25 protein-coding genes are annotated in these 25,818 nt (G+C 69.5%); 11 read left to right on the forward strand and 14 right to left on the reverse strand.

Annotation, left to right across the window (positions count from 1 at the left end; genetic code table 11):
* Positions 1-3: 3 nt before the first annotated feature.
* From LY13_RS07350 to LY13_RS07370, 5 genes are read right to left on the reverse strand one after another with little or no spacing between them, the layout of a single operon-like run.
* Positions 4-882, reverse strand: coding sequence for a 3-hydroxyacyl-CoA dehydrogenase family protein (locus LY13_RS07350; protein WP_253827527.1), 879 nt, complete (start codon positions 880-882; stop codon positions 4-6).
* A 41-nt stretch (positions 883-923) separates the two neighbouring features.
* Positions 924-1,688, reverse strand: a complete 765-nt coding sequence (locus LY13_RS07355; RefSeq protein ID WP_253827528.1) for an SDR family NAD(P)-dependent oxidoreductase — start codon at positions 1,686-1,688, stop codon at positions 924-926.
* On the reverse strand, positions 1,685-2,929 hold the full coding sequence (locus LY13_RS07360; RefSeq protein ID WP_253827529.1) for an acyl-CoA dehydrogenase family protein: 1,245 nt from the start codon (positions 2,927-2,929) through the stop codon (positions 1,685-1,687). Before LY13_RS07360 ends, LY13_RS07355 begins: the two co-directional genes overlap by 4 nt.
* Entirely contained in the window at positions 2,926-3,726 is an 801-nt protein-coding gene (locus LY13_RS07365) for an enoyl-CoA hydratase/isomerase family protein (RefSeq protein ID WP_253827530.1), read from the reverse strand. The genes LY13_RS07360 and LY13_RS07365 overlap by 4 nt, the downstream gene beginning before the upstream one ends.
* Complete coding sequence (locus LY13_RS07370; protein WP_308216282.1) at positions 3,723-4,979, reverse strand: CaiB/BaiF CoA transferase family protein; 1,257 nt, start codon at positions 4,977-4,979, stop codon at positions 3,723-3,725. Before LY13_RS07370 ends, LY13_RS07365 begins: the two co-directional genes overlap by 4 nt.
* 422 nt (positions 4,980-5,401) lie before the next feature.
* Here LY13_RS07370 and LY13_RS07375 point away from each other — a divergent pair, with 422 nt between their 5' ends.
* Together LY13_RS07375 and LY13_RS07380 are read left to right on the forward strand one after the other, a co-directional pair.
* Positions 5,402-6,754, forward strand: coding sequence for an MFS transporter (locus LY13_RS07375; RefSeq protein WP_253827532.1), 1,353 nt, complete (start codon positions 5,402-5,404; stop codon positions 6,752-6,754).
* Between the two features lie 171 nt (positions 6,755-6,925).
* Positions 6,926-7,687: a FadR/GntR family transcriptional regulator gene (locus LY13_RS07380; protein WP_253827533.1), complete on the forward strand. Its 762-nt coding sequence runs from the start codon at positions 6,926-6,928 to the stop codon at positions 7,685-7,687.
* Positions 7,688-7,723: 36 nt separating this feature from the next.
* Here LY13_RS07380 and LY13_RS07385 read toward each other — a convergent pair whose 3' ends face one another.
* Positions 7,724-8,506 carry an SDR family NAD(P)-dependent oxidoreductase gene (locus tag LY13_RS07385; protein ID WP_253827534.1) on the reverse strand — a complete coding sequence of 261 codons (783 nt, stop codon included), beginning with the start codon at positions 8,504-8,506 and terminating at the stop codon, positions 7,724-7,726.
* Positions 8,503-9,966, reverse strand: coding sequence for an aldehyde dehydrogenase family protein (locus tag LY13_RS07390; protein ID WP_253827535.1), 1,464 nt, complete (start codon positions 9,964-9,966; stop codon positions 8,503-8,505). The genes LY13_RS07385 and LY13_RS07390 overlap by 4 nt, the downstream gene beginning before the upstream one ends.
* A 352-nt stretch (positions 9,967-10,318) precedes the next feature.
* Here LY13_RS07390 and LY13_RS07395 point away from each other — a divergent pair, with 352 nt between their 5' ends.
* From LY13_RS07395 to LY13_RS25905, 3 genes are all read left to right on the forward strand, one after another.
* Complete coding sequence (locus LY13_RS07395; RefSeq protein ID WP_253827536.1) at positions 10,319-11,011, forward strand: GntR family transcriptional regulator; 693 nt, start codon at positions 10,319-10,321, stop codon at positions 11,009-11,011.
* Positions 11,012-11,061: 50 nt separating this feature from the next.
* Positions 11,062-12,201, forward strand: a complete 1,140-nt coding sequence (locus tag LY13_RS07400; RefSeq protein WP_253827537.1) for a 3-isopropylmalate dehydrogenase — start codon at positions 11,062-11,064, stop codon at positions 12,199-12,201.
* Between the two features lie 141 nt (positions 12,202-12,342).
* The gene (locus LY13_RS25905) at positions 12,343-13,113 is read left to right on the forward strand and encodes a FadR/GntR family transcriptional regulator (RefSeq protein ID WP_253827538.1); all 771 of its coding nucleotides are present in this window, start codon (positions 12,343-12,345) and stop codon (positions 13,111-13,113) included.
* Between the two features lie 51 nt (positions 13,114-13,164).
* Here LY13_RS25905 and LY13_RS07410 read toward each other — a convergent pair whose 3' ends face one another.
* Together LY13_RS07410 and LY13_RS07415 are read right to left on the reverse strand one after the other, a co-directional pair.
* Complete coding sequence (locus LY13_RS07410) at positions 13,165-14,334, reverse strand: alpha-hydroxy-acid oxidizing protein (RefSeq protein ID WP_253827539.1); 1,170 nt, start codon at positions 14,332-14,334, stop codon at positions 13,165-13,167.
* Between the two features lie 234 nt (positions 14,335-14,568).
* A complete protein-coding gene (locus LY13_RS07415; protein WP_253827540.1) occupies positions 14,569-15,393 on the reverse strand; it encodes an SAM-dependent methyltransferase in 825 nt (274 codons plus the stop codon).
* A gap of 371 nt (positions 15,394-15,764) precedes the next feature.
* Between LY13_RS07415 and LY13_RS07425 the strand changes: the two genes are divergently transcribed.
* Positions 15,765-16,091, forward strand: a complete 327-nt coding sequence (locus LY13_RS07425; protein ID WP_253827541.1) for a DUF6221 family protein — start codon at positions 15,765-15,767, stop codon at positions 16,089-16,091.
* A 117-nt stretch (positions 16,092-16,208) separates the two neighbouring features.
* Here LY13_RS07425 and LY13_RS07430 read toward each other — a convergent pair whose 3' ends face one another.
* The 4 genes from LY13_RS07430 to LY13_RS07445 form a co-directional block, all read right to left on the reverse strand.
* Positions 16,209-16,472 (reverse strand): DUF4235 domain-containing protein, encoded by a 264-nt coding sequence (locus tag LY13_RS07430; RefSeq protein ID WP_253827542.1) that lies wholly within the window; start codon positions 16,470-16,472, stop codon positions 16,209-16,211.
* Positions 16,469-16,795: a DUF3618 domain-containing protein gene (locus LY13_RS07435; RefSeq protein WP_253827543.1), complete on the reverse strand. Its 327-nt coding sequence runs from the start codon at positions 16,793-16,795 to the stop codon at positions 16,469-16,471. The genes LY13_RS07430 and LY13_RS07435 overlap by 4 nt, the downstream gene beginning before the upstream one ends.
* Positions 16,792-17,208 (reverse strand): phage holin family protein, encoded by a 417-nt coding sequence (locus LY13_RS07440; protein WP_253827544.1) that lies wholly within the window; start codon positions 17,206-17,208, stop codon positions 16,792-16,794. The genes LY13_RS07435 and LY13_RS07440 overlap by 4 nt, the downstream gene beginning before the upstream one ends.
* Positions 17,209-17,345: 137 nt before the next feature.
* Positions 17,346-17,930, reverse strand: coding sequence for a helix-turn-helix transcriptional regulator (locus LY13_RS07445; RefSeq protein WP_253827545.1), 585 nt, complete (start codon positions 17,928-17,930; stop codon positions 17,346-17,348).
* A gap of 110 nt (positions 17,931-18,040) precedes the next feature.
* On the opposite strand from LY13_RS07445, the gene LY13_RS07450 reads away from it, so the two are divergent.
* The 4 genes from LY13_RS07450 (at position 18,041) to LY13_RS07465 (ending at position 21,841) form a co-directional block, all read left to right on the forward strand.
* Positions 18,041-19,201, forward strand: coding sequence for an aromatic ring-hydroxylating dioxygenase subunit alpha (locus LY13_RS07450; RefSeq protein ID WP_253827546.1), 1,161 nt, complete (start codon positions 18,041-18,043; stop codon positions 19,199-19,201).
* A complete protein-coding gene (locus LY13_RS07455) occupies positions 19,201-20,193 on the forward strand; it encodes a PDR/VanB family oxidoreductase (RefSeq protein WP_253827547.1) in 993 nt (330 codons plus the stop codon). The genes LY13_RS07450 and LY13_RS07455 overlap by 1 nt, the downstream gene beginning before the upstream one ends.
* 37 nt (positions 20,194-20,230) lie before the next feature.
* Complete coding sequence (locus tag LY13_RS07460; RefSeq protein WP_253827548.1) at positions 20,231-21,565, forward strand: MFS transporter; 1,335 nt, start codon at positions 20,231-20,233, stop codon at positions 21,563-21,565.
* Between the two features lie 69 nt (positions 21,566-21,634).
* Positions 21,635-21,841, forward strand: coding sequence for an RNA-binding S4 domain-containing protein (locus LY13_RS07465; protein ID WP_253827549.1), 207 nt, complete (start codon positions 21,635-21,637; stop codon positions 21,839-21,841).
* A 75-nt stretch (positions 21,842-21,916) separates the two neighbouring features.
* Here the strand turns inward: LY13_RS07465 and LY13_RS07470 are convergent, their stop codons facing one another.
* Positions 21,917-24,346 carry an FdhF/YdeP family oxidoreductase gene (locus LY13_RS07470; RefSeq protein ID WP_253827550.1) on the reverse strand — a complete coding sequence of 810 codons (2,430 nt, stop codon included), beginning with the start codon at positions 24,344-24,346 and terminating at the stop codon, positions 21,917-21,919.
* Positions 24,347-24,606: 260 nt separating this feature from the next.
* Here LY13_RS07470 and LY13_RS07475 point away from each other — a divergent pair, with 260 nt between their 5' ends.
* Complete coding sequence (locus LY13_RS07475; RefSeq protein ID WP_253827551.1) at positions 24,607-25,791, forward strand: PucR family transcriptional regulator; 1,185 nt, start codon at positions 24,607-24,609, stop codon at positions 25,789-25,791.
* Positions 25,792-25,818: the final 27 nt, after the last annotated feature.

Below are 25,818 nucleotides of genomic sequence, written 5' to 3' on the forward strand. Positions count from 1 at the left end.
CGCTCAGGCGCCGAAGGACTTCGTGCTGTCGTAGGTGTAGAAGCCGCGGCCGGTCTTCCTGCCGAGATCCCCGGCGGCGATCATGCGGTCCACCAGTGGAGGCGGCGCGAAACGTGGTTCCCGCAGCTGTTCGTACAGCCGCATCGCGACTGCCTTGTGCACGTCTAGCCCCACCACGTCGAGCAGCGTGAACGGCCCCATCGGGTGGCGCAGTGCGCCCACCACCGCCTTGTCGATCGACTCGACCGTGCCCGCGCCCGCCTCGAGCGCGCGAATGCAGTTGTTCTCCCACGGGATCAGGAACCGGTTGAGGATGAACCCGGGCCGATCCTTCGTGACGACCGTGGTCTTGCCGACGCTGTCGAGGAAGGCCATCGACCGTTTCGTCGCCTCCGGCGAGGTATGCCTGCCCTCGGCCACCTCCACGAGCTTCATCAGCTGTGCGGGATTGCAGTAGTGCGTGCCGACGACCCGGTCCGGATACCGCGAGCCGGAGGCGATCGCGGTGACCGAGAGCGTCGAGGTGTTGGTGTGCAGCAGGGTGTCACGCGCGACGACGTCGTCGAGCCGCCCGAACAGCTCCCTCTTCAGCTCGAGGTCCTCGTAGACGGCCTCGACAACCACGTCCGCACCGGCGAGATCGCCCAGCTCGGTGGTCCCGGACAGGTTGGCGATCGCGGCCTCCGCCTGCTGCTCGGTGAGTTTGCCGAGGGATGCGCTCTTGCGCAGGAAGCTCGTCGCGTTGTCGAGTCCACGTCGGACGGATTCGTCGTCGACGTCCCGCACGATCGTGCGGTGGCCGCCGCGCGCGGCGGTGACGGCGATGCCGGATCCCATGGTGCCCGCGCCCAGTACGGCGACGGTGAGAGTGTTCGCTGTCATCGGTCCTACTTCCTTGTATCGACCGGTTCGGTGGGACGGGGTTAGCGGGCCGTCTGCCCGCCGTCGATGACGATGGCCTCGCCGGTCATGAAGTCCGAGGCCGGTCCGGCGAGCAGGACGAGCCAGGACGCCAGTTCGGGCGCCTCGCCCATGCGCCGCGCGGGAACCGCCCGGACGACCTTGGCCAGCGCATCGGGGTCGCCGCGCAGATCGGCGTTGAGATCGGTGGCGAAGTAGCCGGGTGCAAGTGCATTGACCTGCACGCCGTGCGGCGCCCACTCCACGGCCATGGCCTTGGTGAAGGCGACGACGGCGGCCTTCGAGGCGCAGTACGCCGCGTGGTTGGCGATGCCCTTGAAGGCGAAGTTCGAGGCGACGTTGACGATCTTTCCCGATCCCTGCGCCACGAGGTGTTCGCCCGCCGCGCGGGTGACCAGGTACGTGCCGCGGAGATTGGTGTCGACGACGCGGTCCCACGTCGCGTGGTCCTGTTCGAGCAGCGGCGTGCTGTCGATCACGCCGGAGTTGTTGACGACGACGTCGAAGTGACCGAAGTGGTCGACGGTCCGATCCACCAGGTTCCGCACCGCGTCGGCATCGGTCACGTCGGTGGGGACGGCCATGGCCCTGCGTCCTCGGCTCGTCACCTCCTCGGCGACCGTGTCGAGCTGATCCTTGCTGCGTGCGGCCAGTGCGACGTCGGCACCGGCGTCGGCCAGCGCCACCGCCATGGCCCTGCCGAGTCCCCGGCCCGCGCCGGTGACGACGGCGGTCTTGCCGGCGAGGGCCGGCGTTGTCTCGGTCATGGCAGCACGTCCTTCAATCGTCCGGCGGTGTCGCGCGCGACCAACAGTCGCTGCACCTCGTTCGTTCCGTCGTAGATCTGGGTGACCTTGGCGTCGCGGAGATACCGTTCCACTCCGAACGCGGCGAGGTCACCGTGGCGGCCCAGCAGTGCGGTGGCCTCGACCGCCACCTGCCAGCCGACGTCGGTGCAGGTCTGCTTCATCAGGCCGACCGAGCCGCCCGCACCGCCACCGGCGTCGACGTCCCGTGCGGTGGCCAGCAGCATCAGCCGCGCCGACAGGATCCGGCCCCGCATCCCGGCCAGGCGGGCGGCCACGTCCTGCGGGACGGCCGGCCCGTGGATCCGGTGCAGGCCGGCGAGCGCGTGGGCGTACGCACCGCGGGCCAGACCGACGCCCTGCGCGGCGGCACTGATCCGTGACTTGGTCACCGAGCTCACCACGATCGCCCAGCCGCCGCCCTCCTCGCCGAGCCGGTGACTCGTCGGCACGGGGGTGCGGTCGAACGTCAGCTCCGCCGTACTCGAGGAGTGCATGCCCATTTTGGACAGCGGACGTCCGCGGGTGAGCCCCTGCGACCGGCCGTCGACGGCGAAGGCCGTGATGCCTCGCCTGCCCGCGTCGGGATCGACGGTGGCGAAACAGATCACCACGTCGGCACGGTCGCCGGTGGTGATGAACATCTTCGACCCGCTGAGCGTGTACCCGTCGTCGGTGCGGGTGGCCAGCGTGCGCAGGGACGCCGCGTCGCTGCCGGCAGACGGTTCGGTGACGCCGAGCGATCCGTACCGGCTGCCGTCGACGAGACCCGGCACGTACTCGCGCGCCAGCTCCCTGCTGCCGGAGTGCAGGATCGGGTACGCCGCGTGCATCTGGGTCATGAACACCAGGCTCGTGGCCCCGCAGCCCGCGGCGATCTCCTCCATCGCGGCGGCGTAGGCGGCGGTGGTGTCGCCGGTACCGCCGTATTCCTCCGGCACCAGCAGCCCTCCGAGGCCTGCGGCGGCCAGCGCCCGGTAGCTGTCGTGGGCGAAGGTGTGCTCCGCGTCCCGCAACGCCGCCGTGGGTGCGACGTGTTCGGCCACGACGCGCCGGGTGCGGTCGCGCACCTGCCGTTCACGGTCCCCGAGCAGGCCGTCGGCGACCGGCTCGTCCAGCGCGCCGTGCAGTGCCAGGTAGGCGTCCGCATCGACGTCGAGGTCGAGGGGCTCGATGCCCGCGATCGGCGTTCGCGCGCTCATGGCTGCTCACCTCCGCGGGTCGCGTCGAACGCCGGAGCCCGTTTGCCCAGGAACGCCGCGATGCCCTCCGCAGCTTCCTCCCCGCCGGTGACGACACCGGCCAGCGCCGACTCCAGTGCCAGTCCCGACTCCAGCGACCCGTCGGCACCCCGGTGGAGCGCCTCCAGCGACGCCCGCACCGCGCGCGGACCACGGGCCGCGACGCGCAGCGCCAGATCGTGGGCCGCGTCGACGACGCCGCCGACCGGAACGGGTGGCACGGGCGTGAGTCCGAGGCCGTAGGCCCGCTCGGCGGACATGCGCTCGCCGGTGAGCATGGTGTAGGCCGCCACGGGCGCGCCGACCCGGCGAGCCAGCCGCTGCGTTCCGCCGTACCCGGGCATCAGGCCGAGGCCCGTTTCCGGCAGTCCGAGCTCCGCGGTCTCGGCCAGTACCGCGAACGTGCACGCGAGGACGATCTCGAATCCACCGCCCAGCGCCAGACCGTTCACCGCCGCGATGACGGGGACCGGCGACCGCTCGATCCGGGCCACGACGGCCTGGCCGCGACCGAGCACGTCGTGCGCCCGGTCCGCACCCAGGCCGGCCAACTCGTGCAGGTCGGCTCCCGCGCTGAACGCCCGCTCCCCCGTGCCGGTCAGCACGATCGCCCGCACCTCGGTCGCGGCGAGCTCACCGAGCGCGCGGTCCACCGCGGCCAGGACGTCGGCGTTCAGCGCGTTGTGCTGCCGCGGGCGGTTGATCCGCAGTTGCGCCACAGGGCCCTGCCGCTCGACCACCAGAACGTCGTCGCTCACGATCCCACCTGCTCGGCCGTGTCGGAAGAAGCCTGCACGGACCCGTCGTCGAGCAGGCGTGCGATCTCGTCGTCGGCGAACCCTGCCTTGCGGAGGATCTCGACCGTGTGCTCGCCGAGCTCCGGGAAGCGCTCGTTGCGCGGCCGTGACAGCGACCCCAGCCGGAACGGACTGCGTACGCCGTTCAGCGCACCGTCACCACCGGGTGTGGGAAGGACCGATCCCCTCGCGACGACCTGCGGGTCGGAGACCACTTCGGACAGTCGTTGCACGGGCGCCACGGGGACGCCCGCCTCGTGCAGCACCGACAGCCAGTGCTCGGCGCTCCGCCCCCGGAGAACTCCGGCGACGGCCTCGACGATCTCGGCGCGGCGGCGTCTGCGGCCTGCGTTGTCGGCCAGGCGTTCATCGGCGGCGAGCTCGGTCAGCCCGGCCGCCGCGCAGAACCGCCGCCAGATGGTGTCGTTGCCGAGTGCGACGACGATCTCCCGGTCGGCCGTGGCGAACGGCTGGTAGATCGCGATCACCGAATCCGTTCCGCCCGACGGGGCGGGCTCCGCCTCGCCTGCCAGGTACGAGGCGATGCGGGGTGCCATCAGCGCGAGGTCGGAGTCGAGGAGCGAGACGTCGATGACGTCGCCCGTGCCGGTACGGCGTTGCCGCACCACCGCCGCGGAGATCGCGAGCGCCGCCGACATTCCCGTCACGATGTCCGACAACGCCGTGGACACCCGTTCCGGCGATCCGCCCGCGGGCCCCGTCACCGACATCAGCCCCGAACGGGCCTGCGCGACCAGGTCGTACCCGGGCAACTGCGCATCCGGGCCGGTGAGTCCCATTCCTGACATCGCGCAGTAGATCAGGTGCGGGTGCCGGGCCAGCGCGTCGGCAGGGGCGAGACCGAACCTCTCGAGTTTGCCGGGGTTCATGCTCTCGATGAACACGTCGGCGTCGGCGATCAGCCGGTGCATGGCCGCGAGTCCGTCCTCGGAACGCAGGTCGAGCGCGATGCTGCGCTTGTTGCGGTTGGCCGAGGCGAACCACGCCGACGTCCCGTCGAGGAACGGCGGACCCCAGTAGCGGGCGTCGTCGCCTGCCCCCGCCCGTTCGACCTTGATCACGTCGGCACCCAGGTCGGCCAGGTACATCGACGCTGTCGGTCCTGCGTAGGACGTGGACATGTCCACCACGGTCAGCCCCTGCAGCGGTGGGGCCGGTGGGCTCGCGGTGCCCGTTCGCCTGGTCCCCGTCACGTGCTCACCTCGCCGGTCGTCATTGCCTCGGCGGTCGTCACTGCCATGCCGGGAACATAAGTAGCCCGCACCCCGGGTGTCAATGTTGGACATTTGGAGTCGGCCTGCCCTGCTCGTCGACAGGAACATCCACCGTCTGCACAAATGTCCACTTCAAGACGGGTTCGAAGCTTCCAGCAAGGCGACCGCCCACTCGGTCATCACGCCCCGATCTCCGATCCGTGCACCGCGGGAGCAGCTGAATCATGTAACCCTTGACACATAGGGGCTAATGACCGACATTTACGGCGAGCAGCGTCGCTCGCCGGCGGGAACGCCCGCATGGCCGCGACGTGGACATCCGACCGGGCACGTCACGGTCCGCCGACTCGCCGGCCCCACCGCGTCCGCGGCGTTCGCGTGCCCCAGAAGAAGGAGCAGGCATGACCACCCAGACCGGTCACAACGGGCACGACCACGCCCGAAAACACGCTCAGCGAGGCGCGTTCTTCGGCTTCTTCGTGGACATGTTCGACATCTACCTGCCGATCATCGCGCTCGCTCCCGCGATCGGGTACTTCATCTCGCCCGACCTCTCGGACACGGCCACCGCGATCGTCAGCGGCATGATCTTCGCCGCCACACTCATCGGCAGGCCGCTGGGCGCACTGTTGTTCGGCCGCTACGCCGACACGAAGGGACGCAAGAACGCCACCGTGGTGGCCGTGTCCGGCTTCGGTGTCCTGACCCTCCTCATCGGACTGTTGCCGGGCTACGAGACCTGGGGGATGACCTCGGTCGTCGTGTTCGTCGCACTGCGCTTCGTCATCGGGGTGTTCGTGGGCGGCGAGTACACAGCGGCCAGTCCGCTGGCGATGGAGTACTCGCCGAAGGAACGTCGAGGGCTCAACGGTGGCCTGATCATGACCGGGTTCCCCCTCGCCTACGTGGTGGTCGCCGTGATCACGTTCGTGATGCTGCAGGTCGCTCCCGCTGGTGACATCAGCTCACCGTACGTCCAGTGGGGATGGCGCATCCCGTTCTTCATCGGGGGCGCTCTGGCGCTCTCCTTCGTCGTGTACTACCTGCGCAGCGTCCGCGAGTCCGAACTGTTCGAAGGCAGCAGCGGCGGCGCTCCCGTCAAGGAATTGTTCAGCGGGCAGAACCTGAAGAGCTTCGTCCAGGTGTTCGTCCTCATGACCGGTTTCTGGCTGAGCCTCAACTGTGTCACCGCGATCCTTCCCGGTCAGTTGTCGAGTGTGCTGGGGCTGGGCGAGACCGAGGTCACCGTGACTCTGATCATCGTCTACCTGGTGGTGGCCGTCGGTTACGTGATCGCTGCCGTCCTCAGCCAGCGTGTGGGGCGCAGGCCGTTTCTGATCGTGTGGGGTGGGATCGCCGGCATCGGGGGCACCGCCGTGTACGCCCTGCTCCTCGCGACGACGCCGGACAGCCTCGCCGCCGTGATCGCACTCAGCACGGTGGTCGCGGTGCTCGTCGTCTCCGTGTGGGGGCTGACGACCGTCTACATCAACGAACGTTTCCACACCGGCGTCCGTGCGACCGGATTCGGCCTCGGCTACAGCCTGGCCGTCGTGATCCCCTCGTTCTACGCCTTCTTCCAAACAGGACTGTCCAGCATCATGCCCATGCAATGGACCGTGCTGCCGCTCCTCGTGATCGGTTCCGCACTCATCAGTGTCGGTGGTGCCATGGGTCCTGAGACCAAGGACGTCGACTTCACTGCGGTCGAGGCGAGCGACGACAGTGCCGTTACCGGCAGTGCAGCACGCTGACCGGCCACGGGCTCGGGGTCTGCCGATGCGGTCGGCAGACCCCGAGCGCCTGACACATCCGGCGCGCACCCCGGCGTCGGGCGAGGGAGGAGCGGTAAAATTCTCACCTTCACGGATCCCGCATGACGAGACCCGTCAGGCGTACAGCGCGTGGAATGAGGTAGGTCCGCAGTGACGAAGTCGGCGAAGACGATCGGCAGCAAAGTGCTGCGTCCGCGGCAGCAGGTCGAAGAGCAGATCAAGGCTGCCATCTTCTCCGGTGCGCTCCGCAGCGGTGACCGGTTGCCCGGCGAGGTTGAACTGGCACGCCAGTTCGCGGTCAGCCGCACCACGATCCGTGAGGCGCTGCGGTCGCTGTCCACGCAGAACCTCATCGTCAAGACGCCTGGGGCGGGCGGCGGAAGTTTCGTGCGTAGCGCGGACCCGTCCGCCCTGCGAAGCGCGGTCGGTGACTCGGTGCACACACTGCTGGCGCTCGGCAGCATCGCGTTCGAGGAGGTCGCGCTCGTCCGCCAGCACCTCGAAGTGCCGTCCGTACGGTTGGCGGCCACCCACCGAACGGACGAGGATCTCGGCGAACTACGCGAGATTCTCGACCTTCAGAAGTCCATCTCGGTCGACGACGAGAGCGTCCCGGCGCTCGATGAGCGGTTCCACGGGACGATCGCACGCGCGTCGGGAAACCGGGTCCTCGCCTCGTTCGTGAGCGCGCTGCACATCGAAACCGAGCCCGTGCACTACCTGGACCTCTCCCCGGAGGTGGGACGTACCACCGTCCGGCAGCATCAGCAGATCGTCCGCGCGATCGACGACCGCGATCCGGATGCGGCCGAGACTGCCATGGTCGAACACCTGACCTACCTGCGTGAGCACCTCCTCGCCTACCACAACGGCCACGAGGACGAGGGAGCACGCACCGACCGCACCGACTGACGGCGAAGCCCACCCCAGCCCCGGACCCGCACAGGCTCAGGCAGGTGGGGTGAAGCGGCCGTCGACGGCGGTCCAGCCTCCGTCGACCATGACCGTGGAGCCGGTGACGTAGCTGGCCGCGTCGGAGGCCAGGAACACCACGGCGCCGGCGAGTTCCGACGGCGTCGACCAGCGGCCCATCGCGCTCTTGGTGGCGTAGGCGCGGTACCAGTCGGGGTGGGCCTTGATCTGGTCGGTCAGCGGAGTTTCGACCACGCCCGGAGCGATCGCGTTGACCCGCACGCCCGCCTCGCCGAACTCTGAGGCCGCGGTCTTCACCAACTGGATGGCACCGGCCTTCGTGGCCGCGTAGACGGACTGGCCCGGTTCGACGACCTGGGCGCGCACCGACGAGAACACGACGATGCTGCCGGAGCCGCGCTCCACCATCCGCCTGCCGAACGCCTGCAGCACGGTGAAGGTTGCTTTCAGGTTCAGCGCCACGACCCGGTCGAACTCCTCCGGCGTGTAGTCGAGGATGCGTTTGCGCACGTTCATCGCCGCGGTGAGCACGAGGACGTCGACGTCGGCCAGGTCGGCGGCCGCCCGGTGCACGGCGTCGACGTCGGTCACATCCAGTGCCAGCGCGTCGCCACCGATCTCGTCGGCGGTGGCCTCGGCCGTGGCCGCGTCCTTGTCCGCGCAGACCACGTGGGCGCCCTGCGCGGCGAGAGCCAACCCGGCCTCGCGCCCGATGCCGCCGGCGCCCACGAGCAGCGCGCGCTTGCCGTCGAGCCGGAACAGGTCGGTGTACGGGTTCTCGGTCATGGGATCACTCATTCCGGCCGGATGACGGCCATGCGGGTGACGGTGAGTTCCTCGATGGCGAACCGGGGGCCTTCGCGCCCGATCCCGGAGTCCTTGACGCCGCCGTACGGCATGATGTCGGAACGGAAACCCGGCACCTCGTTGACGACCACTCCCCCGACGTCGAGTTCCTCGATCGCGCGGACGGCCGTCGCCAGGGATGCCGTGAACACGCTGGCGTGCAGCCCGTAGCGGGAGCGGTTGACCAGGTCGATCGCCGCAGGCAGATCCGGAACGGACCGGACGGCCACCACAGGGGCGAAGATCTCCTCGCACCAGGCGTTCGCGGACTCGGGCACGTCGAGCAGCACGGTCGGCTCGACGGTGCGTCCCCGCGTGCCCCCGCCGTGGAGGATCGTCGCGCCCGCGGCCTCCGCCGAGGCGATCCAGTCGAGCACCCGGCGCGTGGACGCCTCGTCGATGAGGGGCGCGACCCGCGTACCCGGATCGCGCGGATCGCCGACCGTCAGTTCGTCGATGCGTGCGGAGAGCCGGGAGGTGAACTCGTCGCGCACCGCCTCGCAGACGATCACGCGCTGCACCGCGATGCACGCCTGCCCGTTGAAGTAGAAACCGCCGCGCAGCACGGCGTCGACGGCCTTGTCGAGATCGGCGTCGACGTCGACGACGAGTGCCGCGTTGGAGCCAAGTTCCAGCAGCACCTTCCGCGGTGCCGCGTCCCGCGCGATCCGGTGTCCCACCTCGGCCGAGCCGGTGAACGACACCGCGGCGACCCGCGGATCCGTCACCAACGTGCGGCCCACGTCGGCGTCACCGGTCACGACCTGCACGATCTCGGGCGGCACGCCGTGCCGGGTGGCGACGGTCCGGACGATGTCGGCCAGCAGCAGGGTCGCCAGCGGGGTCGTGGGCGCGGGCTTGCAGATGACCGGGCAGCCGGCGGCGACGGTCGGTGCGATCTTGTGGCTGGCCAGCAGCAACGGCGCGTTGAACCCGGCGATGCCCACGACGAGTCCGATCGGCTTGCGGGTCCAGAATCCGATCATGCCCGCGCCCGACGCCTGGGCGTCGAGCGGAACCGTCTCCCCGTGGATGTGGGCGACCTCGTCCGCGGAGGCCGACCAGGTGAACAGGGTGCGTGCGAACTCGACCTCGCAGTCGCCGCGTGTCTTGCCGGTCTCGGCGATGAGCAGCTCGACGAACTCCTCCGACCGGGCCCGCAGCTCGCGTTCGACCTCCAGCAACAGCTCCCGGCGGGCCGCCGACGTCAGCTTCCCGACCGGCCGGACGGCGGCGGCCCCTGCCTCCAGCGCGGCCTCGGCGTGTTCGACGGCTCCGACGGCCGCGTGTCCCACCACGGACCCGTCGTAGGGGAACACCACCGGAGCGGTGTCCGTTCCGGTGACCTGACCGGACCCGATCGGCAGACCGGACCTGATCTCGGGCAGGGCGAAACCCGCGTTCGAACCCATCAGCGACTCTCCTCATGACCGCGTCGTCACCGGCGCCGCCGACGCGACCGGCACACCTCAGGGAGGGGCTACTGGTCCGACCAGCAGGCGACGGCTTGACCCTGCCGAACTCCCGAACCTCGGTCAAGAAGTCACCCTGAAAAGCCTGGTCGTCGAAGTCGACGCGGCGTGCGAACCATCGTCGAGTCCCGTTCGGCTTGACGCGGACAAGCGCTGTACGCGAAGCTTCCAGCAGCTGTATCCACGCCCCGGGCCCGAGCACGACGGCGGGGCACGGGGTTCCGGAGCTCGACGACCGGGGCTCGACCACCGGGGCTCGACACATCCGATGACTCGACGGAGAGGCGGCGGCGTGGGCCGAGGTACTGACCCGGACACGGCAAGGGCGCACATTCCGCTGGCCGACGAGGTGGCGGAGATCCTCAGGGAACGGATCCACACCCACCGCTACGCCACGGGTACGTGGCTGCGCCAGGAGACGCTGTCCGCGGAGCTGGGTGTCAGCCGCACACCGCTGCGTGAGGCGCTGCGAATCCTGGAACGGGAAGGCCTCGTGCAGATCGTCGCAGGCAAGGGCGCGCGCGTCGTCACGGGTGACGTGGACACGCTGCTCGACGCCTACCAGTTGCGGGCCGTCGTCGACGGACTCGCCGCGCGCCTCGCGGCCGAGCGGTCGTCCGCGGAGCCGGTACGGGACCTCCGCAGGACGATCGACGTCCAACGCGCCGCCCTCGATCCGTGGTCACCACGGGACTACACCCAGTCCAACGTGGACTTCCACGAGGAGATCATCCACCTCGCCGGCAACGAGTTCGTGCTCAACCAGCTCACGATCCTGCGCGTGACGGCCCAGGTGTTCGCGCCCGTCGCGTTGATCGGGCCGGACAGCGCACTGCGCGCCGTCGCCGAGCACACCGCGATCACCGACGCCATCGAGGCGGGCGACGGTCCCGAAGCGGAACGTGTGGCCAGGGCGCACATCGACACGACCATCCGCAGGCTCGAGGAAACCGTGTCGGCGGCCGCGTCCGCCGACCCCTCCTGAACGCCGCCCGGTTCCGGCCCAACCCTCGTCGACAAGGAGACCTCCCCCGCATGCGTACCCATCACCTGGCCGTCCTCGGCGGGGACGGCATCGGCCCCGACGTCACCGACGCCGCACTGCTCGGCGTCCGGGCCGCCGGCGAGCGGTTCGGCTTCACCGTGCACGCGACGGACTTCGACGGGGGCGCCGAGGCCTACCTGAGGACCGGCACCGCGCTCGACGACGACACCGTCCTACGCCTGCGCTCCCACGACGCGATCCTGCTCGGCGCGGTCGGCGATCCCCGCGTCCCTCCGGGCGTGCTCGAGCGCGGGCTGATCGTGGCTCTGCGCGTCGCGCTGCGGCAGTCCGTCAACATCCGCCCGGTCCGGCTGTACCCGGGCGTCACGAGCCCGGTCACCACGGTCACGCCCGACAACTGCGATCTGGTGATCCTCCGGGAGAACACCGAAGGTCTGTACACGGGCGGCGGATCGCTCTCGCACGCGGGAACCCGCAATGCCGTGGCCGTCCAGAACTCGGTCACCACCGCGCAGGCCACGAGGGACACGGTCGAGTTCGGCTTCCGGCTGGCGTCCGCGCGCCGCAACCGGCTGACCCTGTGTCACAAGACGAACATCCTCGTCCACGCCGGACAGCTGTGGCAGGACGTCGTCGACGAGGTGGCGGCCGACTACCCCGACGTCGAGCACGACTACGTGCACGCGGATGCGATGTGCCAGCACCTGCCCCTCGACCCGGGCCGGTTCGACGTCGTGGTCACCGACAACCTCTTCGGCGACATCATCAGCGACCTGGGCGCCACCGTGCAGGGTGGACTCGGGTTGGCCGCCAGCGCCAACCACAACCCGACGGGCTCCGCGCCGAGCATGTACGAACCGGTGCACGGTTCGGCCCCCGACATCGCGGGCACGGGGTGGGCCAACCCGGCGGCGGCCGCCTTGTCGGCGGCGCTGTGCCTGGCGGGGTTGGGCGAACGCGACGCGGCGCTCGCGCTGGAGGCGGCCGCCGCGTCCGTGCTGGCCGAGCTGCCCGCGCATTCCGGGCCGGAGATGGGCGACGACACCGCCGGGATCGGCCGCCGGATCGCCGACCGGGTCATCGACATCGACCCCGTGGCCGTCGCCGACCCCGACCGGTCGCTGATGAGCGCGCTCGCCACGCTCGCCCCCGCGCACCGGCCCGGCTGACGTCCGGTGAACACGGTTGGCAGGCGTGCTCACGACCGCACCGCCCGGAGCTCCGGGCCGACGTGCCGCGCGCCGCGGTCGCTATCCTCCGCGGATCCACCTTCGGGCGAGGCGCCACGAGACTCGTGAAAGGCAGCGCACGTGACGGGCAAGGCCGATTCCCCCGACGAACGCGTCTTCCAGCGGGTCATCGACTACGTGCAGCACGGCATCGCCGTCGGGGAGCTCAAACCCGGCGACCGACTGCCGAGCGAACGGGAACTCGTCGACCGGTTCGGCATCGGCAGGGCCTCGATCCGCGAGGCCCTCCGGGTGCTGGAGAACATGGAGCTCGTCCGGTCACAGCCCCGCGACCCGCGCGGCCCCCTGGTTCTGCCCACCTCGGTCGGGCCCATGCGCCGCTCGATCGCCATGCTCACCGCGACGGGCGGACTCGGACTCGCCGACCTGGTGCAGTTCCGCATGATCGCCGACGCCTCGGCCAACCTGCTCGCCGCCGCGCGGCGTACCGACGAGCAGCTCCTCGGACTCGAACGGAACATGGCCCGTATGCGCGAGTGCATGAACCTCGGTTACGCCGAGTTCAGCCAGGCCGACATGGAGTTCCACGAACTCGTCGCCGAAGCCGGCGGCAACAAGCTCGTCCAGGTCTACGGCGACGTCACACGCGAGGCGGTCCTCCGGTTGATCCACAGGACGATCGTCGAAGCCGACGACCAGCCGGCGTTGATGTTGCAATCCGTCCGACACCATCGCGCCGTCTTCGCCGCCATCGCCGATCAGGACGGGCTGCGCGCGTCACGCCTGGCCAGGGAGAGCCTGTACTCCTACTACGCGGACCACGTCTCGTCTGCGGATCGGGCGATCATGGCCGACCTGGTTCGCGAGTGCGGCGGCACGGTCCCCTCCTGAGCCGTCCCTTCCCGAGCCGTCACCGGACGACCCGCTCCGCACGCCGGGCCGTCAGTGCACGCGTTCCACGCCGGCCGCGCGGAGCCGGTCCAGGGTGGGATAGCCGTCGATCGCCATCAGCAGATCGGCCTCGGCCAGGAACGAACGCAGGTGGTGCACCACCCCGTCCTCTCCCCCGACCGCGAGGGCGTGCACGTAGGGCCGTCCCGTACCCACCGCGGTCGCCCCCATCGCCAGCGCCTTCACCATGTCCGAACCACTCCGCACGCCCGAGTCGAACAGCACGGGGATCTCGTCGGCGGCGGCCTCGACCACTCGGGGCAGGGTCTGCAGCGCGGGCAGCCCTCCGTTGGCCTGCCTGCCGCCGTGGTTGGAACAGTAGATGCCGTCCACCCCGAGGTCCTTGGCCTTGCGCACGTCGTCGGGGTGGCTGATGCCCTTGAGCACGATCGGCAGCGACGTGGCCTCCCGGATCCAGTCGAGGTCGGACCAGGACGTCGCGTAGCCGAAGACACTCGCCCACAACGCCGCCGTGGCCAGCGGATCGGCCTCCGGGTCACCACCGAGGCGGGACCGGAAGTGTTCGTCGGTCAGGTAGTTGGCCAGGCAGTACCCGCGCAGTTGCGGGAAGTTCGCCGTGTTCAGGTCGCGCGGCCGCCACCCGGTGACCCACGTGTCCAGGGTGACGACCAGTGCCGAGTACCCCGCCTGCTCGGCGCGCCGAATCAGACTCAGTGCCAGGTCTCGATCGTTGGGCGGGTACAGCTGGAACAAGCCCGGTGTGTCACCGAGTTCGGCGGCGATGTCCTCCAGCGGGTCCTGCGACAGCGTCGACGCGACCATCGGAACCCCGGTGCGCGCGGCGGCACGGGCCGTGGCCAGGTCACCGTGGAAGTCCTGGGAGCAGATCCCCAGTACGCCGATCGGGCAGAGGAACAGCGGATGCTCCAGCTCGATGCCGAACAGGGTCGTCGACAGGTCCCGCTCGTAGGCGCCCTCCATCATCCGCGGGACCAGTCCCCACTTGGAGAACGCCTCCACGTTCGCCTGCTGTGTGCCCTCGTCCCCGGCACCGGACTTCACGTACGACAGGACCCACGGTGGCAGCGCCTCGGCGGCGCGTTGCTCCATCGTCGCCGCGTCGGCCGGGAACCGGGGCTGCACACCCCGCATCCCGTTCAGGTAGATCTCCAGCTGATAGTCGCCGTAACGCGGGGACATGACCCGACCTCCCGAGCACACCGCCCACGTACGCGGGCGAACGAACCGTCGCAGCCGCGGCCGTGCGGGCCGCGATGCCCACCAAGATCGCCGGTGCCGTGCCGCCCGTCAACCGGGCCACCCGCGGGACGTCACGATCGTTCGGCGTGGAATCCCGGTGCCGAGGTTCACGCGAAGCAGCTCCGCACGAACCGCGATACCGGGAATCGGCTCAGCCGAGGACGGGCGCCCGCGTCAGGGCTTGTAGCCGACGGCGGCGAGAACGCCGGACAGTTCGGGCTCCTCGCCCACATCCTCGGGGGATTCGGGGTGCCATTCCGGGGTGAACACGATGCCGGGGTCGACGAGTTCGAACCCTGCCATCAACCCGCGGATCTCGTCGCGACTCCGCGGATGGATCGGTTCACTCGTGTCCTTGCTCAGCTCGGCCGCCCGCACGATGTCGTCGCCCTGCTGCTCGGTCGTGAAACTCGACAGCGCCAAGTAGCTGCCGGAGGCCAGGACGTTGCGGTAGCGGCTGATCATCGTCGCCGGGTTCCGGTCGACCGGGGAGAAGCAGTGCACGAGCGCCGACATGAGTACCATCACCGGCTGGCCGAAGTCGAGCAGCCGCCTGGTCGTCGGATGGCCGAGGACCTCGTCGACCCGCTCGGCGTCGGCACCGATCATCTCGGCGCGGTCGTTGCCGTCCAGCACGATCTCGCTGTGTGCCACGGCTACGCGCTCGTTGTCGACGTAGACCACGCGCGCCGCGGGGTCCACACCCTGCGCGATCTCGTGCACCTGCCCCACCGTGGGCATACCCGAGCCCAGGTCGAGGAACTGCCGGATCCCCTGCTGCGTGCCGTACCGCACGGCGCGGCGCAACCAGTAGCGGTTCAGCAGTGCCGTATCGCGGGCACGGGGCATCGTGGCCAGGATCTCGCTCACGAACTGCCGGTCGATCGCGTAATTGAGCTCGCCACCCAGCACGTAGTCGTACATCCGAGCGGGATTCGGCTTGTCCAGCTCGAGATCCTTACCCGCGAACTTCCCGGCCTCACTGCCACCCGCAGTCATCGCACACCCCAGCCCTTCGAATCCGGCACCTCGTCGCCGTACATCGTGGGGACGACACCCGGGCCCGTCGGCACCGCACACCCAGAAATCTCCCGCAGCCGTCCCGGAACCACCACCGGCACGGCCGCGGACGCGCGTGCCCAGGACCGTCAGCCCTGGCCTGCCGTGTTCGCGGAGTACTCCCCTTGACGACGTACGACGTGCCGCGGCGACGTACCACCTGCGAGCCGGGCTGGTTCTCCACCGACCGCAACGACTCCCCCGGCCGTCACGGCTACGACTCCCGACCCGGCACTCGTGCTCGCCGATCCCCGGAGCGACCGAGCCCTGCGGCGACGTGTACGGCACGCGAGCAGGGGAAGCCGAGGGGCATGACCGACGATCACAACGAGTTGACGACGTTCGTCCGAACCCGGCTGGACGAGGACGAGCAGCGACACGCCCGGCACTTGCTGCCGTATCTCGACGAGGCGGAGCGCCGCGGCCGGCTCCGCATCATGCGCACCGACGACGGGCAGGGGTTGCACCTGGCGGCCGGTCCGCTGGCAGCACAGGAGGAACGCGCCCCGGTGCCGTTCCCCGAAAAAGTGGCCTACCTGCGGCGGGAGATCGCCGACTGCGGCGACCCCGACACGCTGAAACTGATCGCATCGGTGTATGCCGGGCACGCCGGCTGGCGGCCCGAATGGCAGCTGTGAACGCGGAGGCACCCGCCGTGGGTGGCGTCCCGCTGAGGTAAGAACCCGCCACGGAGCCGGTATCTCAGCACGAACTCGGCGCCGGCGAGCACCAGAGTCCTCAGTGGACCGCTCGGACTATTCGTCGCCGGGCCATTCCCCGCTCGCGCGCTCGTAGCCGGAGGCGCCGGCACGGTCCACAGCCGCCTTGACGGCGCCGAACACGGCACCCTGGAGCGCCGCGGCGAGTACCACCTGCCATGCGGGATACCGGCGATCCGCGGCCTGCGGCGTGGTGTCCTGCCCGCTGACGCGCTTCCACACCTTCCCGAACAGTGTCGTCGCCAGCATTCCACCGGCGGCACCGACCGGAATGGTCAATGCCTTGTACAGCAGCTTCATCGCGTAACCCTCCAGACGATCATGCCTCCGCCCACGAGCACGGCGAGCGCCCCGACGACGACCGGTGCCCGTGCGCGCGTCGCCGACGACCACAGTCGATCACCGGTGCCTTTCGCCTGTGCCGCGGCGGCGAGTGACACCGCCCTCAGCCGGCTCCGCGCCGACGCGGTGTGCTCGGCGGCAAGTCCCTTCGCGCGGGCCGGTACGTCCAATTTGTGCGCAAGCGCCTGCGCCGTCCGCCCGAGTTCCTGACGGGTGAGCTCGATGTCCATTCGGGCCTGATGCGGATCCCGCGGAAAGGACGACTCCTCGCGTTCGTTCATCGGCGCAACGACTCCTTCGCACTGGCCACGTCGGCACGCACGCTCTCGACGGCTTCGGTGGGCACCGGCGCGCCCGCCTTCGCCACCGACTTCCGGCCGGCCAACGCCAGCGCACCCGCCGTGAGCAGCAAGCCGCCGCCGACGACGAGCGCAGCGACCCATCCGGGCACGATCAACGCCAGCGCGAGAATCGCGGCGACGACGAGCGCCCCACCTCCGAACAACGCCGCCACGGCGGCCGCCCCACCGAGACCGGCTCCGAGGCCGTAACGCATGCCCTTCCTGCGCATCTCCGCAACCGCAAGGGTCAGCTCGTCCCGGACGAGCCGCTTCACCTCGGCGGAAAGTTCCTCGACAAGCTCCGCCACCGACCGGTCGTCCGAGCTCGGTTCGCGGTGATCGTCGTAGACCATGACAACCTCCATCCCCGTCGCCGGGCCGCCCGCTGACGCCTGCGCCCTGGCTAGCACGACCGGGCCGCGGCGAAACGTTCGCCGGTGGCTGCACCCACGGTCTGCGCTCCGTCGACCTGCGCTCCGTCGGTCAGCGCTCAGCGGCCGTCGAGCTCGTCGACCAACGTGAAGCCGTCGTCGATCCACGCCAGTTCCGTGCGCGCACGGGCGATCAGCCCGTCGTAGGCGTAGATCTTGTAGCGGACCGCGAGGTCGGCCTCGCGCTCGTCCAGCTTCTCGATGCGCGCCGCCAGGGTGGGATGACTGCGGTCGACCAGGCTGGCGCGCGTGCGTTCGAGCATCGCGAGGTGTTCTTCCCAGTAGGCCCGTTGCTGGCGGAGCTGCTCACGCACGGCCGCCGGGTCGGCGAAGTCGAAGTAGGCGGCCTTCAGGTAGGCCGGGTCCCGCTGCCGCTGCGGCACCAGGGGCGATTCCATCCACTCCCGGAACTCGGTCAGCCCCTCGTCGGTGACGTGGTACTCCTTCTTCGTCCCCTTCTTCCCCCAGGGGACCTCGACCGAGGTGAGCAGCCCTTCCCGCTCCATCCGGTTGAGCTCGGGGTAGATCTGGGAGTCCGGAGCGTGCCAGACGTGCGCGACCGACGTACTGAAGCTCTTCGAGATGTCGTACCCGGTCATCGGACGCCCCGTCAGCAGCGCGATCAGCGCCCATCGCAGCGACACGTTCCCCTCCTCTCCGAATCCGTCACGCTATCCACCCTTGCCAACTCACTATATCCATAGCTAGTTTGTGGCTCGCACGACACATACCTCTCTACATAGGGAGTTGGCCAATGACGCTCACCCCTCAGCCGACCGCCGCCGCACCCACCGCAGCGGCGGAGCCCGCGGCCGCGGCGCCCACCACGGCCGCGGCCAAGATCTTCAACCACCCGCGCAACGCCTGGTACGTCGCGGCCTGGGACCACGAGGTCACCGGCAAACAGCCGTTGGCCCGCACGGTCGCCGGCGTGCCCCTCGCGCTGTGGCGGAACGCCGAAGGACGCGCCGTCGCGCTCGCCGACGCGTGCTGGCACCGCCTGGCGCCCCTGTCGAAGGGCAAGATCCTCGGCAACGAGTTGCAGTGCCCGTACCACGGGCTGCGCTACAACGCGACCGGCCGGTGCACCGCCATGCCCGCGCAGGAGACCATCAATCCGAGCGCGATCGTGCCCTCGTATCCCGTCGTCGAGCGCTACCGGTACGTCTGGGTGTGGGTGGGCGATCCCGACCTCGCCGACCCGATGACCCTGCCCGACATGCACCAGATGGACGACCCGTCGTGGGCGGGCGACGGCGAGACGATCCACGCCGACTGCAACTACCAGCTCGTCCTCGACAACCTGATGGACCTCACGCACGAGGAGTTCGTGCACTCCTCGAGCATCGGTCAGGACGAGCTCTCCGAGGCCGAGTTCGACGTGACCCACGAGGGCGACACGGTCACCGTCACCCGCTGGATGCGTGAGATCGACGCACCGCCGTTCTGGCTGAAGAACATGCGTGACAAGTTCCCGGGTTTCGAGGGCAAGGTCGACCGCTGGCAGATCATCACGTTCCAGGCACCCGGCACGATCTGTATCGACGTGGGTGTCGCCAAGGCGGGCACCGGAGCGCCCGAGGGCGACCGCAGCCAGGGTGTCAACGGGTTCGTCATGAACACGATCACGCCCGAGACCGACCGCAGCTGCCACTACTTCTGGGCGTTCATGCGCAACTACTGCCTGGACAGCCAGACCATCACCACCCAGCTCCGCCAGGCCGTGCACGGTGTCTTCGGCGAGGACGAGGACATGCTGCGTGCCCAGCAGAGCGCCATCGACGCCAACCCCGAGCACGAGTTCTACAGCCTCAACATCGACGCGGGCGGCATGTGGGTGCGCCGGATCCTCGAGCGAATGCTGGCCGCCGAGGGTCGTCCGTCGGCGGTGCCCGCGGCGGGACGTGATGCCTGATGGTGGTCCAGGCCCAGTCCCGCAGGCAGCAGGCACGGGTCGTCGAGGCCGGTGACGTCGCGGACGGCATCCGCCGTATCGTGCTGGAGCTCGAGCATCCGGAGCACGCGGCGCCCGGTACGCACCTGGACATCGAGCTGTCCACACGCGACGGACGGATCACGCGGTCCTATTCCGTCGTCCGCTCCGACAGCGGCGGCAGGCTGCTCACCCTGAGCGTTCGGCTCTCGCCCACCTCTCGGGGTGGTTCGAAAGCCATGCACGCGCTGGCCGTCGGTGACGAGCTCACCGTCACCGGGCCGCTGCAGAACTTCCCGCTCGCGGTCGGCGCCGGTCGTTACGTGTTGGTCGCAGGCGGCATCGGCGTCACCGCGCTGGTCGCGATGGCCACCGCCCTGCGCCGTCGCGGCGCGGACTACGAGCTCGTGCTCGTCGGGCGCAGCCGCCGGTACATGGCCTATGTGGACGAGTTGCGCGGCGAGCACGGCGACCGCGTCCGCCTGCACGTCGACGACGAAGGTACGCCGTTGTCGGTTCCCGACCTGGTGCGCGACGTCGCCGCGGGCCCGAGCGACACTGAGCTCTACATGTGCGGCCCGATCGGGTTGATGGACGCGATCAGGGCGAGCTGGTCCGAGCACGCGCTGCCGGAGTCCAACCTGCGGTTCGAGACCTTCGGCTCCAGCGGCCGGTTCGATGCCGAGGAGTTCCGCGTGCGCCTCCCCCAGTTCGAGCGCGAGGTCGCCGTCGCACCCGATGCGTCCATTCTGGACGCTCTGGACGCCGCAGGGATCGACACGCTCTCGGACTGCCGCAAGGGCGAATGCGGACTCTGCCTGGCCAAGGTCGTCGAGGTCGACGGAACGATCGACCACCGCGACGTCTTTCTCAGCGAGACACAGAAGCAGCGCTGTGCCAGCCTGTGCCTCTGTGTGTCTCGCGCGGTGGCCGCCGACGGCGACCACGCCACCGTCACCCTCCAGCTCCCCTGAACCGGACTCCCGGTCCCCTCACCTTTGGACACCCGACATGAACATCACTGAACGCATCGGCGCGGCACCGATGTCCGGCTATCAATGGCTGATCGTCGCGCTCTGCACCTTCATGAACTGCCTCGACGGCTTCGACGTCATGGCGGTCGCCTTCACGGGCCCTTCCGTCACGGAGGAATTCGGACTGAACGGATCCGAGTTCGGCCTGCTGGTCTCCGTCGGCCTCATCGGCATGGCACTGGGTTCCATGCTGCTGGCACCCTTCGCCGACCTCATCGGACGTCGCCCGCTGATTCTCATCAGCCTCGTTCTCGGCACGATCGGCATGTTCGGCGCCGCCATGGCCCCTTCCGCAACGGTGATGGGCGTGTTCCGCCTCGTCACCGGCCTCGGTGTGGGTGGCATTCTCGCCAGCTCCAACGTGATGACCAGCGAGTTCTCGAACGCCAAGAACCGTGGGCTGGCCATCGGCGTCTTCACCGCCGGCTACGGCATCGGCGCCACCGTGGCGAGCGTCGTCGCGAAGGCCACGGTGGGTGGTGACTGGCGCATCGTCTTCTACGCGGGCGGGTTCGCGACGCTGCTCGCGCTGATCGTGATCGCGCTGCTACTTCCCGAATCGACGGCCTATCTGGCGCAGCGCCGCCCACAGGGCGCACTGGAACGCATCAATCGGACACTGGCACGGATGGGGAAGGACTCGGTCAGCTGGGCCGATCTCGACGACACGGCCTCCGCGCAGGAGTCGGCCGGAAACACGCGCTCGGGCTGGCTCAAGCAGTTGCTCACCCCCACGCTCCTGCTCTGGGCCGTGTTCATCACCATCATGTTCGGCTTCTACTTCGTCAACAGCTGGACTCCCACCCTCCTCGTCGAGGACGGGTTGTCGGAGAGCGCGGCCGTCACCGCCGGAATGGCGATCTCGATCGGCGGCACCGTCGGCTCGGTGCTCTACGGCGTCGCCGCCCGACTCCGGACACCGCGAACCGTGCTGATCGGCTTCTCACTGCTCGCAGCCGCGACGATGGTGGTGTTCATCCTCAGCACCTCGATCCTGTGGCTCGGGTTCGGGATCGGCGTGCTCGTCGGTGCACTGATCAACGGCTGCATCGCCGGTGCCTACACGGTCGGTCCGCCGCTGTATCCGGCTCAGCTCCGCAGCGTCGGCATGGGCTGGGCGCTCGGCATGGGCCGGATCGGTGCGATCCTGTCCCCGACCATCGCGGGGATGCTCAACGACGCGGGCGCGTCGGCGACCCAGCTCTACGTCGGTGCCGCCGTCGTCGTGGCGCTCTGCGCGATCGCCCTCGTCGGGCTGCGCCGCCACGACCCGGACTCGCGGCCCGCGGTGGCGGAACCCGAAGCGGCCTGACCTCCGCTGATCGATTCCTGCGACCGGCCCGGGTGAGGGCCGGTCGCAGGAGCGCGGGAGGATGACGGGATGCAGGACGTTGCTGTCAGTACCGATTCCATCCGACTCGGCCAGTTCCTGAAGCTCGCCGGCGTGGTCGACGCCGGGTCCGACGTGCGGTCGCTGTTGGAGGACGGTCGCGTCGGCGTCAACGGCGAGGCCGAGCATCGCCGCGGCAGGCAGCTCGTGCGCGGCGACGTCGTCACCGTCGACGACACCGAGCTGCGCGTCGGCTGACTGTGACCGAGCCAGCCGCGTCGACGACCCGTGCGCAAGTGCAGCCGGGGGCCTGCCACGCTCCTGTTCGTCGAACTACGCGCCCGCCGAGGCCGACGGTGTGACGCGGACACGGACGTTCTTCATCAGCGGCTGATCGCTCTGCGTGCTGTAATCGGCGGCGCCGATGAGTTCGTTCATCTCGGGCATGTAGCCCGCGGCGCTACCGCGAGGCAGGTTGTACGTGAGGGCGCGGTACTCGCGCAGCGAGCGCTGCGATCCGTCCTTGGACGTGGCGACGATGTCGACCGGTGTCCCCTCCTCGATACCTCGCTCACGCATGTCGTCGGCGTTCATGAAGATCAGCTCGCGCAGGTTGCGCACGCCGCGGTATCGGTCGTTGTTCGAGTAGATGGTGGTGTTCCATTGATCGTGGGAGCGCATCGTCTGCAGCACGAGCACGTCGGCGGATTCCGGGATGACGTCCGGCAGACTCGCGTGGCAGAACTCCGCCCTGCCGGAACGGGTATGGAAGGTTCGGTCGCGGGCCGCCTGCGGGATCCGGAAACCGGACGGTTGCCGGACACGGGTGTTGAAGTCCTCGAAACCGGGCAGCACGCGCGCCATGACGTCGCGGATGCGGTCGTAGTCCTCGACGTACCACTCCCACGGCGTGGCACTGTCGGACAGCGTCGCCCGTGCCATGCCGGCGATGATGGCGGGCTCCGACAGCAGGTGGGGTGAGGCCGGCCGCTTTCTCCCAGTGGACAGGTGGACCATGCTCATCGCGTCCTCGACGCTCGTGCTCTGCAGACCACCGCGTTGTTCGTCCAGCTCGGTGCGACCCAGACACGGCAGGATCACGGCCTTCTTGCCGTGGACCAGGTGACTGCGGTTCAGCTTCGTGCTGATCTGCACGGTCAACTCGCACCGCCGCAGCCCCTCGGCGGTGTACCCGGTGTCCGGGGCCGCCCGCACGAAATTCCCGCCCATACCGACGAACACCGTGAGCTCGCCCGCATACATCGCTTCGATCGAACGTACGGTGTCGAGGCCGGGTGCGCGGGGCGGATCGATCCGGCACACCTCGGCCAGCCGGTCCAGGAACTCGGTACCCGGCCGGTGGTCGATGCCGCAGGTACGGTTGCCCTGCACGTTGCTGTGCCCACGTATCGGTGACGGGCCTGCGCCCTCGCGGCCGATATTTCCGCGGAGCAACAGCAGGTTCACGATCTCCCTGACGGTGTCCACGCCGTGTTCGTGTTGGCTGACGCCGAGACACCAGCTGATCAACGCGCGCTGCGAGCGCAGGTAGACGTCGGCGGCCTCCCGGATGTCGGACTCGCCGAGCCCGGACTGGCGAACCAGCTCGCCCCAGCTCGTGGCCTCGACCAGCTCGCGGTACTCCTCGAACCCGGACGTGGACGATTCGAGGAACTCGCGGTCGAGAACGTCGGGGTTCTCCCGTGCCCGTTCGAGCACCACCTTGGCGATGCCGCGCATGAGGGCGAGGTCTCCGCCGGGACGCACCTGCAGGTTCAGGGTGCTGGTCGGGGTCGCCTTGAACCGCGCCATGTCGGTGAACTCGTGCGGCACGATCGTGCGGGTGGCGCCGGCCTCGACCAGCGGGTTGACGTGGACGATCTCGGCGCCGCGCGCATACGCCTCGGCCAGCGCCGTCAACATCCGCGGCGCATTCGACGCAGCGTTGGCGCCGAGGACGAACAGCGCGTCGCACTGCTCCCAGTCGTGCAGGTCGACGGTGCCTTTGCCCGTCCCGAGCGAGGATCGCAGCGCCCGGCCGGAGGCTTCGTGGCACATGTTGGAACAGTCGGGCAGGTTGTTCGTGCCGTACTCGCGAACCATCAACTGGTAGAGGAACGTCGCCTCGTTGCCGAGTCTGCCGGAGGTGTAGAACGTCGCCCGGCCGGGATCGTCGAGGGCACGCAGTTCGCTGCCGACGAGCTCGAACGCCTCGGACCAGCTGATCGGCACGTAGTGGTCCGTTGCGGCGTCGTAGACCATCGGCTCGGTGAGCCGTCCCTGATTCTCCAGGTCGAAATCGGTCCACTCGGCCAGTTCGGAGACCGAGTGTGCGGCGAAGAACTCCCTGTCGACCCGCTTGCCCGTCATCTCCCACGTGACGTGCTTGATGCCGTTCTCGCAGATGTCGAGCTTGAGACCCTTGGCGTCGTCGGGCCAAGCGCACCCGGGGCAGTCGTAACTCCGCCCCTCGTGGTTCATGTCGAACATGGCACGGGTGCCCTTGAGCGGCGCACGCTCGCGAGCCAGTACGCGCATGACCGAAGCCGCCGCGCCCCATCCGGCAGCGGGATGGTCGTACGGCCGTTGCGACCAACGGCCGTCGGTCCGCGGACCCGTGCCGCCCTGCCGCGGCCTGTCGGACATGAGACCCGGAACGGCCGGTCGTTCCGACGTCGGGTCGCTCTGCGCGGACGCCGCCTCGGTACCGGGCCCGTCCTCGTCGGCCCTCTCGACGCCTTCGGCCGTGTCGTCGCTGCCCATGCCGGCTCCTGTTTCGTCGATGTCGTCAGAGCGTGCCCCGTCCGTCGTCGACAACGCCGTGCCTGCCGGCGCCCGACGTCGGTGGGATCGGAACGTGGCCGGATCGGGGCGTGGCGGGGACGGACGGGATGCGGGGACCGGGTCGACGGTACTGTTGCCGCGGTTGTCGACGCAGACAAAGCTCGTTGTGACGCAGGACGTCGAGACGGGCCCCGCTCGACGACCGCCTCTGACGCCGGGCCGGGACGAAACGATGATCGATGCACTACGGTGAGGACTCGCTCGCGGAGCTGGCCGACCTGGCCGACGTGCGACTGGCGGAGCTGGCCGACGACGTCGTCGCCGACTGCGTCGACCGGATGGACGTCTACCGCACGGTCGTGCCGCGCGAGGATCTCCGCCGTTCGATCGAACACAACCTGCGGTACATCGTGGCCGCGCTCCGTGACCCCGGCGGCACCCGCGACCTCAGCGCACCCCGGGAGACCGGCCGGCGCCGCGCGCATCAGGGCGCTCCGCTGCCCGAGGTGTTGCGTGCCTACCGACTGGCCTTCACCGCCGTGTGGGACGTGCTCATCCGGGATGCGAGCGAACGCCACGCGCCGGCCCGCACGACGCTTCTCGGTGCCGCCACTCTCCTCTGGCAGCTCGCGGACGAACACGCCATCGAACTCACCGAGGCGTATCGGGCCGCCACCGCGGAGCTACTCGACGAACAACACCAGCGCCGTGCGGCCCTCCTCGAAGCGTTGTTCACCGGACAGGTGGGACCGGACGCGAGCCCGTGGGAGATCGCGAAACTCCTCGATCTGCAGCCGAACGCGGACCTGGTCGTGGTCGCTGCCGAGAACGGCGCGCTGGCCGACGCAGGCCTGCCCCGTGTCGAACGACGCCTGGCCGAACGGGGCATCGTCTCGGCCTGGCGTCTCACTCCGACCCTGCACGCCGGGCTCGTCTCGCTGCGTCCCGGACAACGCGACGAGCTGTTCACCGTCCTGCGTGAGGTGGTGACCACCCGCACCGGCGTCAGCCCTCCGTACCGAGCGCTTCGGGACACGCCGAGGGCGCTGCACCTCGCCGGCGTCGCACTCGCGGGGATCCCCGCGGGCATGCCGGACGTCCGCGCGTTCGGTACGAGCCCACTCGCCGCGCTGGTGGCCTGCGAGCCCGAGGAGAGCGAGCGCGTCGCGCACCAGGTCCTGGGCGCGGTGCTCGAGCTACCCGCCGACGACCGCACCAGCCTGTTGGACACCCTGCAGGCCTGGTTCGACCACGGCGGTTCCGCCGAGCAGACCGCCGAGCAACTCTACTGCCATCCCAACACCGTGCGCTACAGGCTGCGCCGTATCCATCAGCTCACCGGCCGGTCGCTGACCCAGCCGTTCGATGTCGCCGAACTCGCCACCGCACTCCACTCCCTCGGTCTCGGCAGGACTTCCGGCTAGATCAACTCGGCGACTACCAGGAGCTTC

Origin of the sequence: Prauserella aidingensis (genome assembly GCF_024171865.1) — a bacterium.
GTDB classification, from domain to species: Bacteria; Actinomycetota; Actinomycetes; order Mycobacteriales; family Pseudonocardiaceae; genus Prauserella; species Prauserella aidingensis.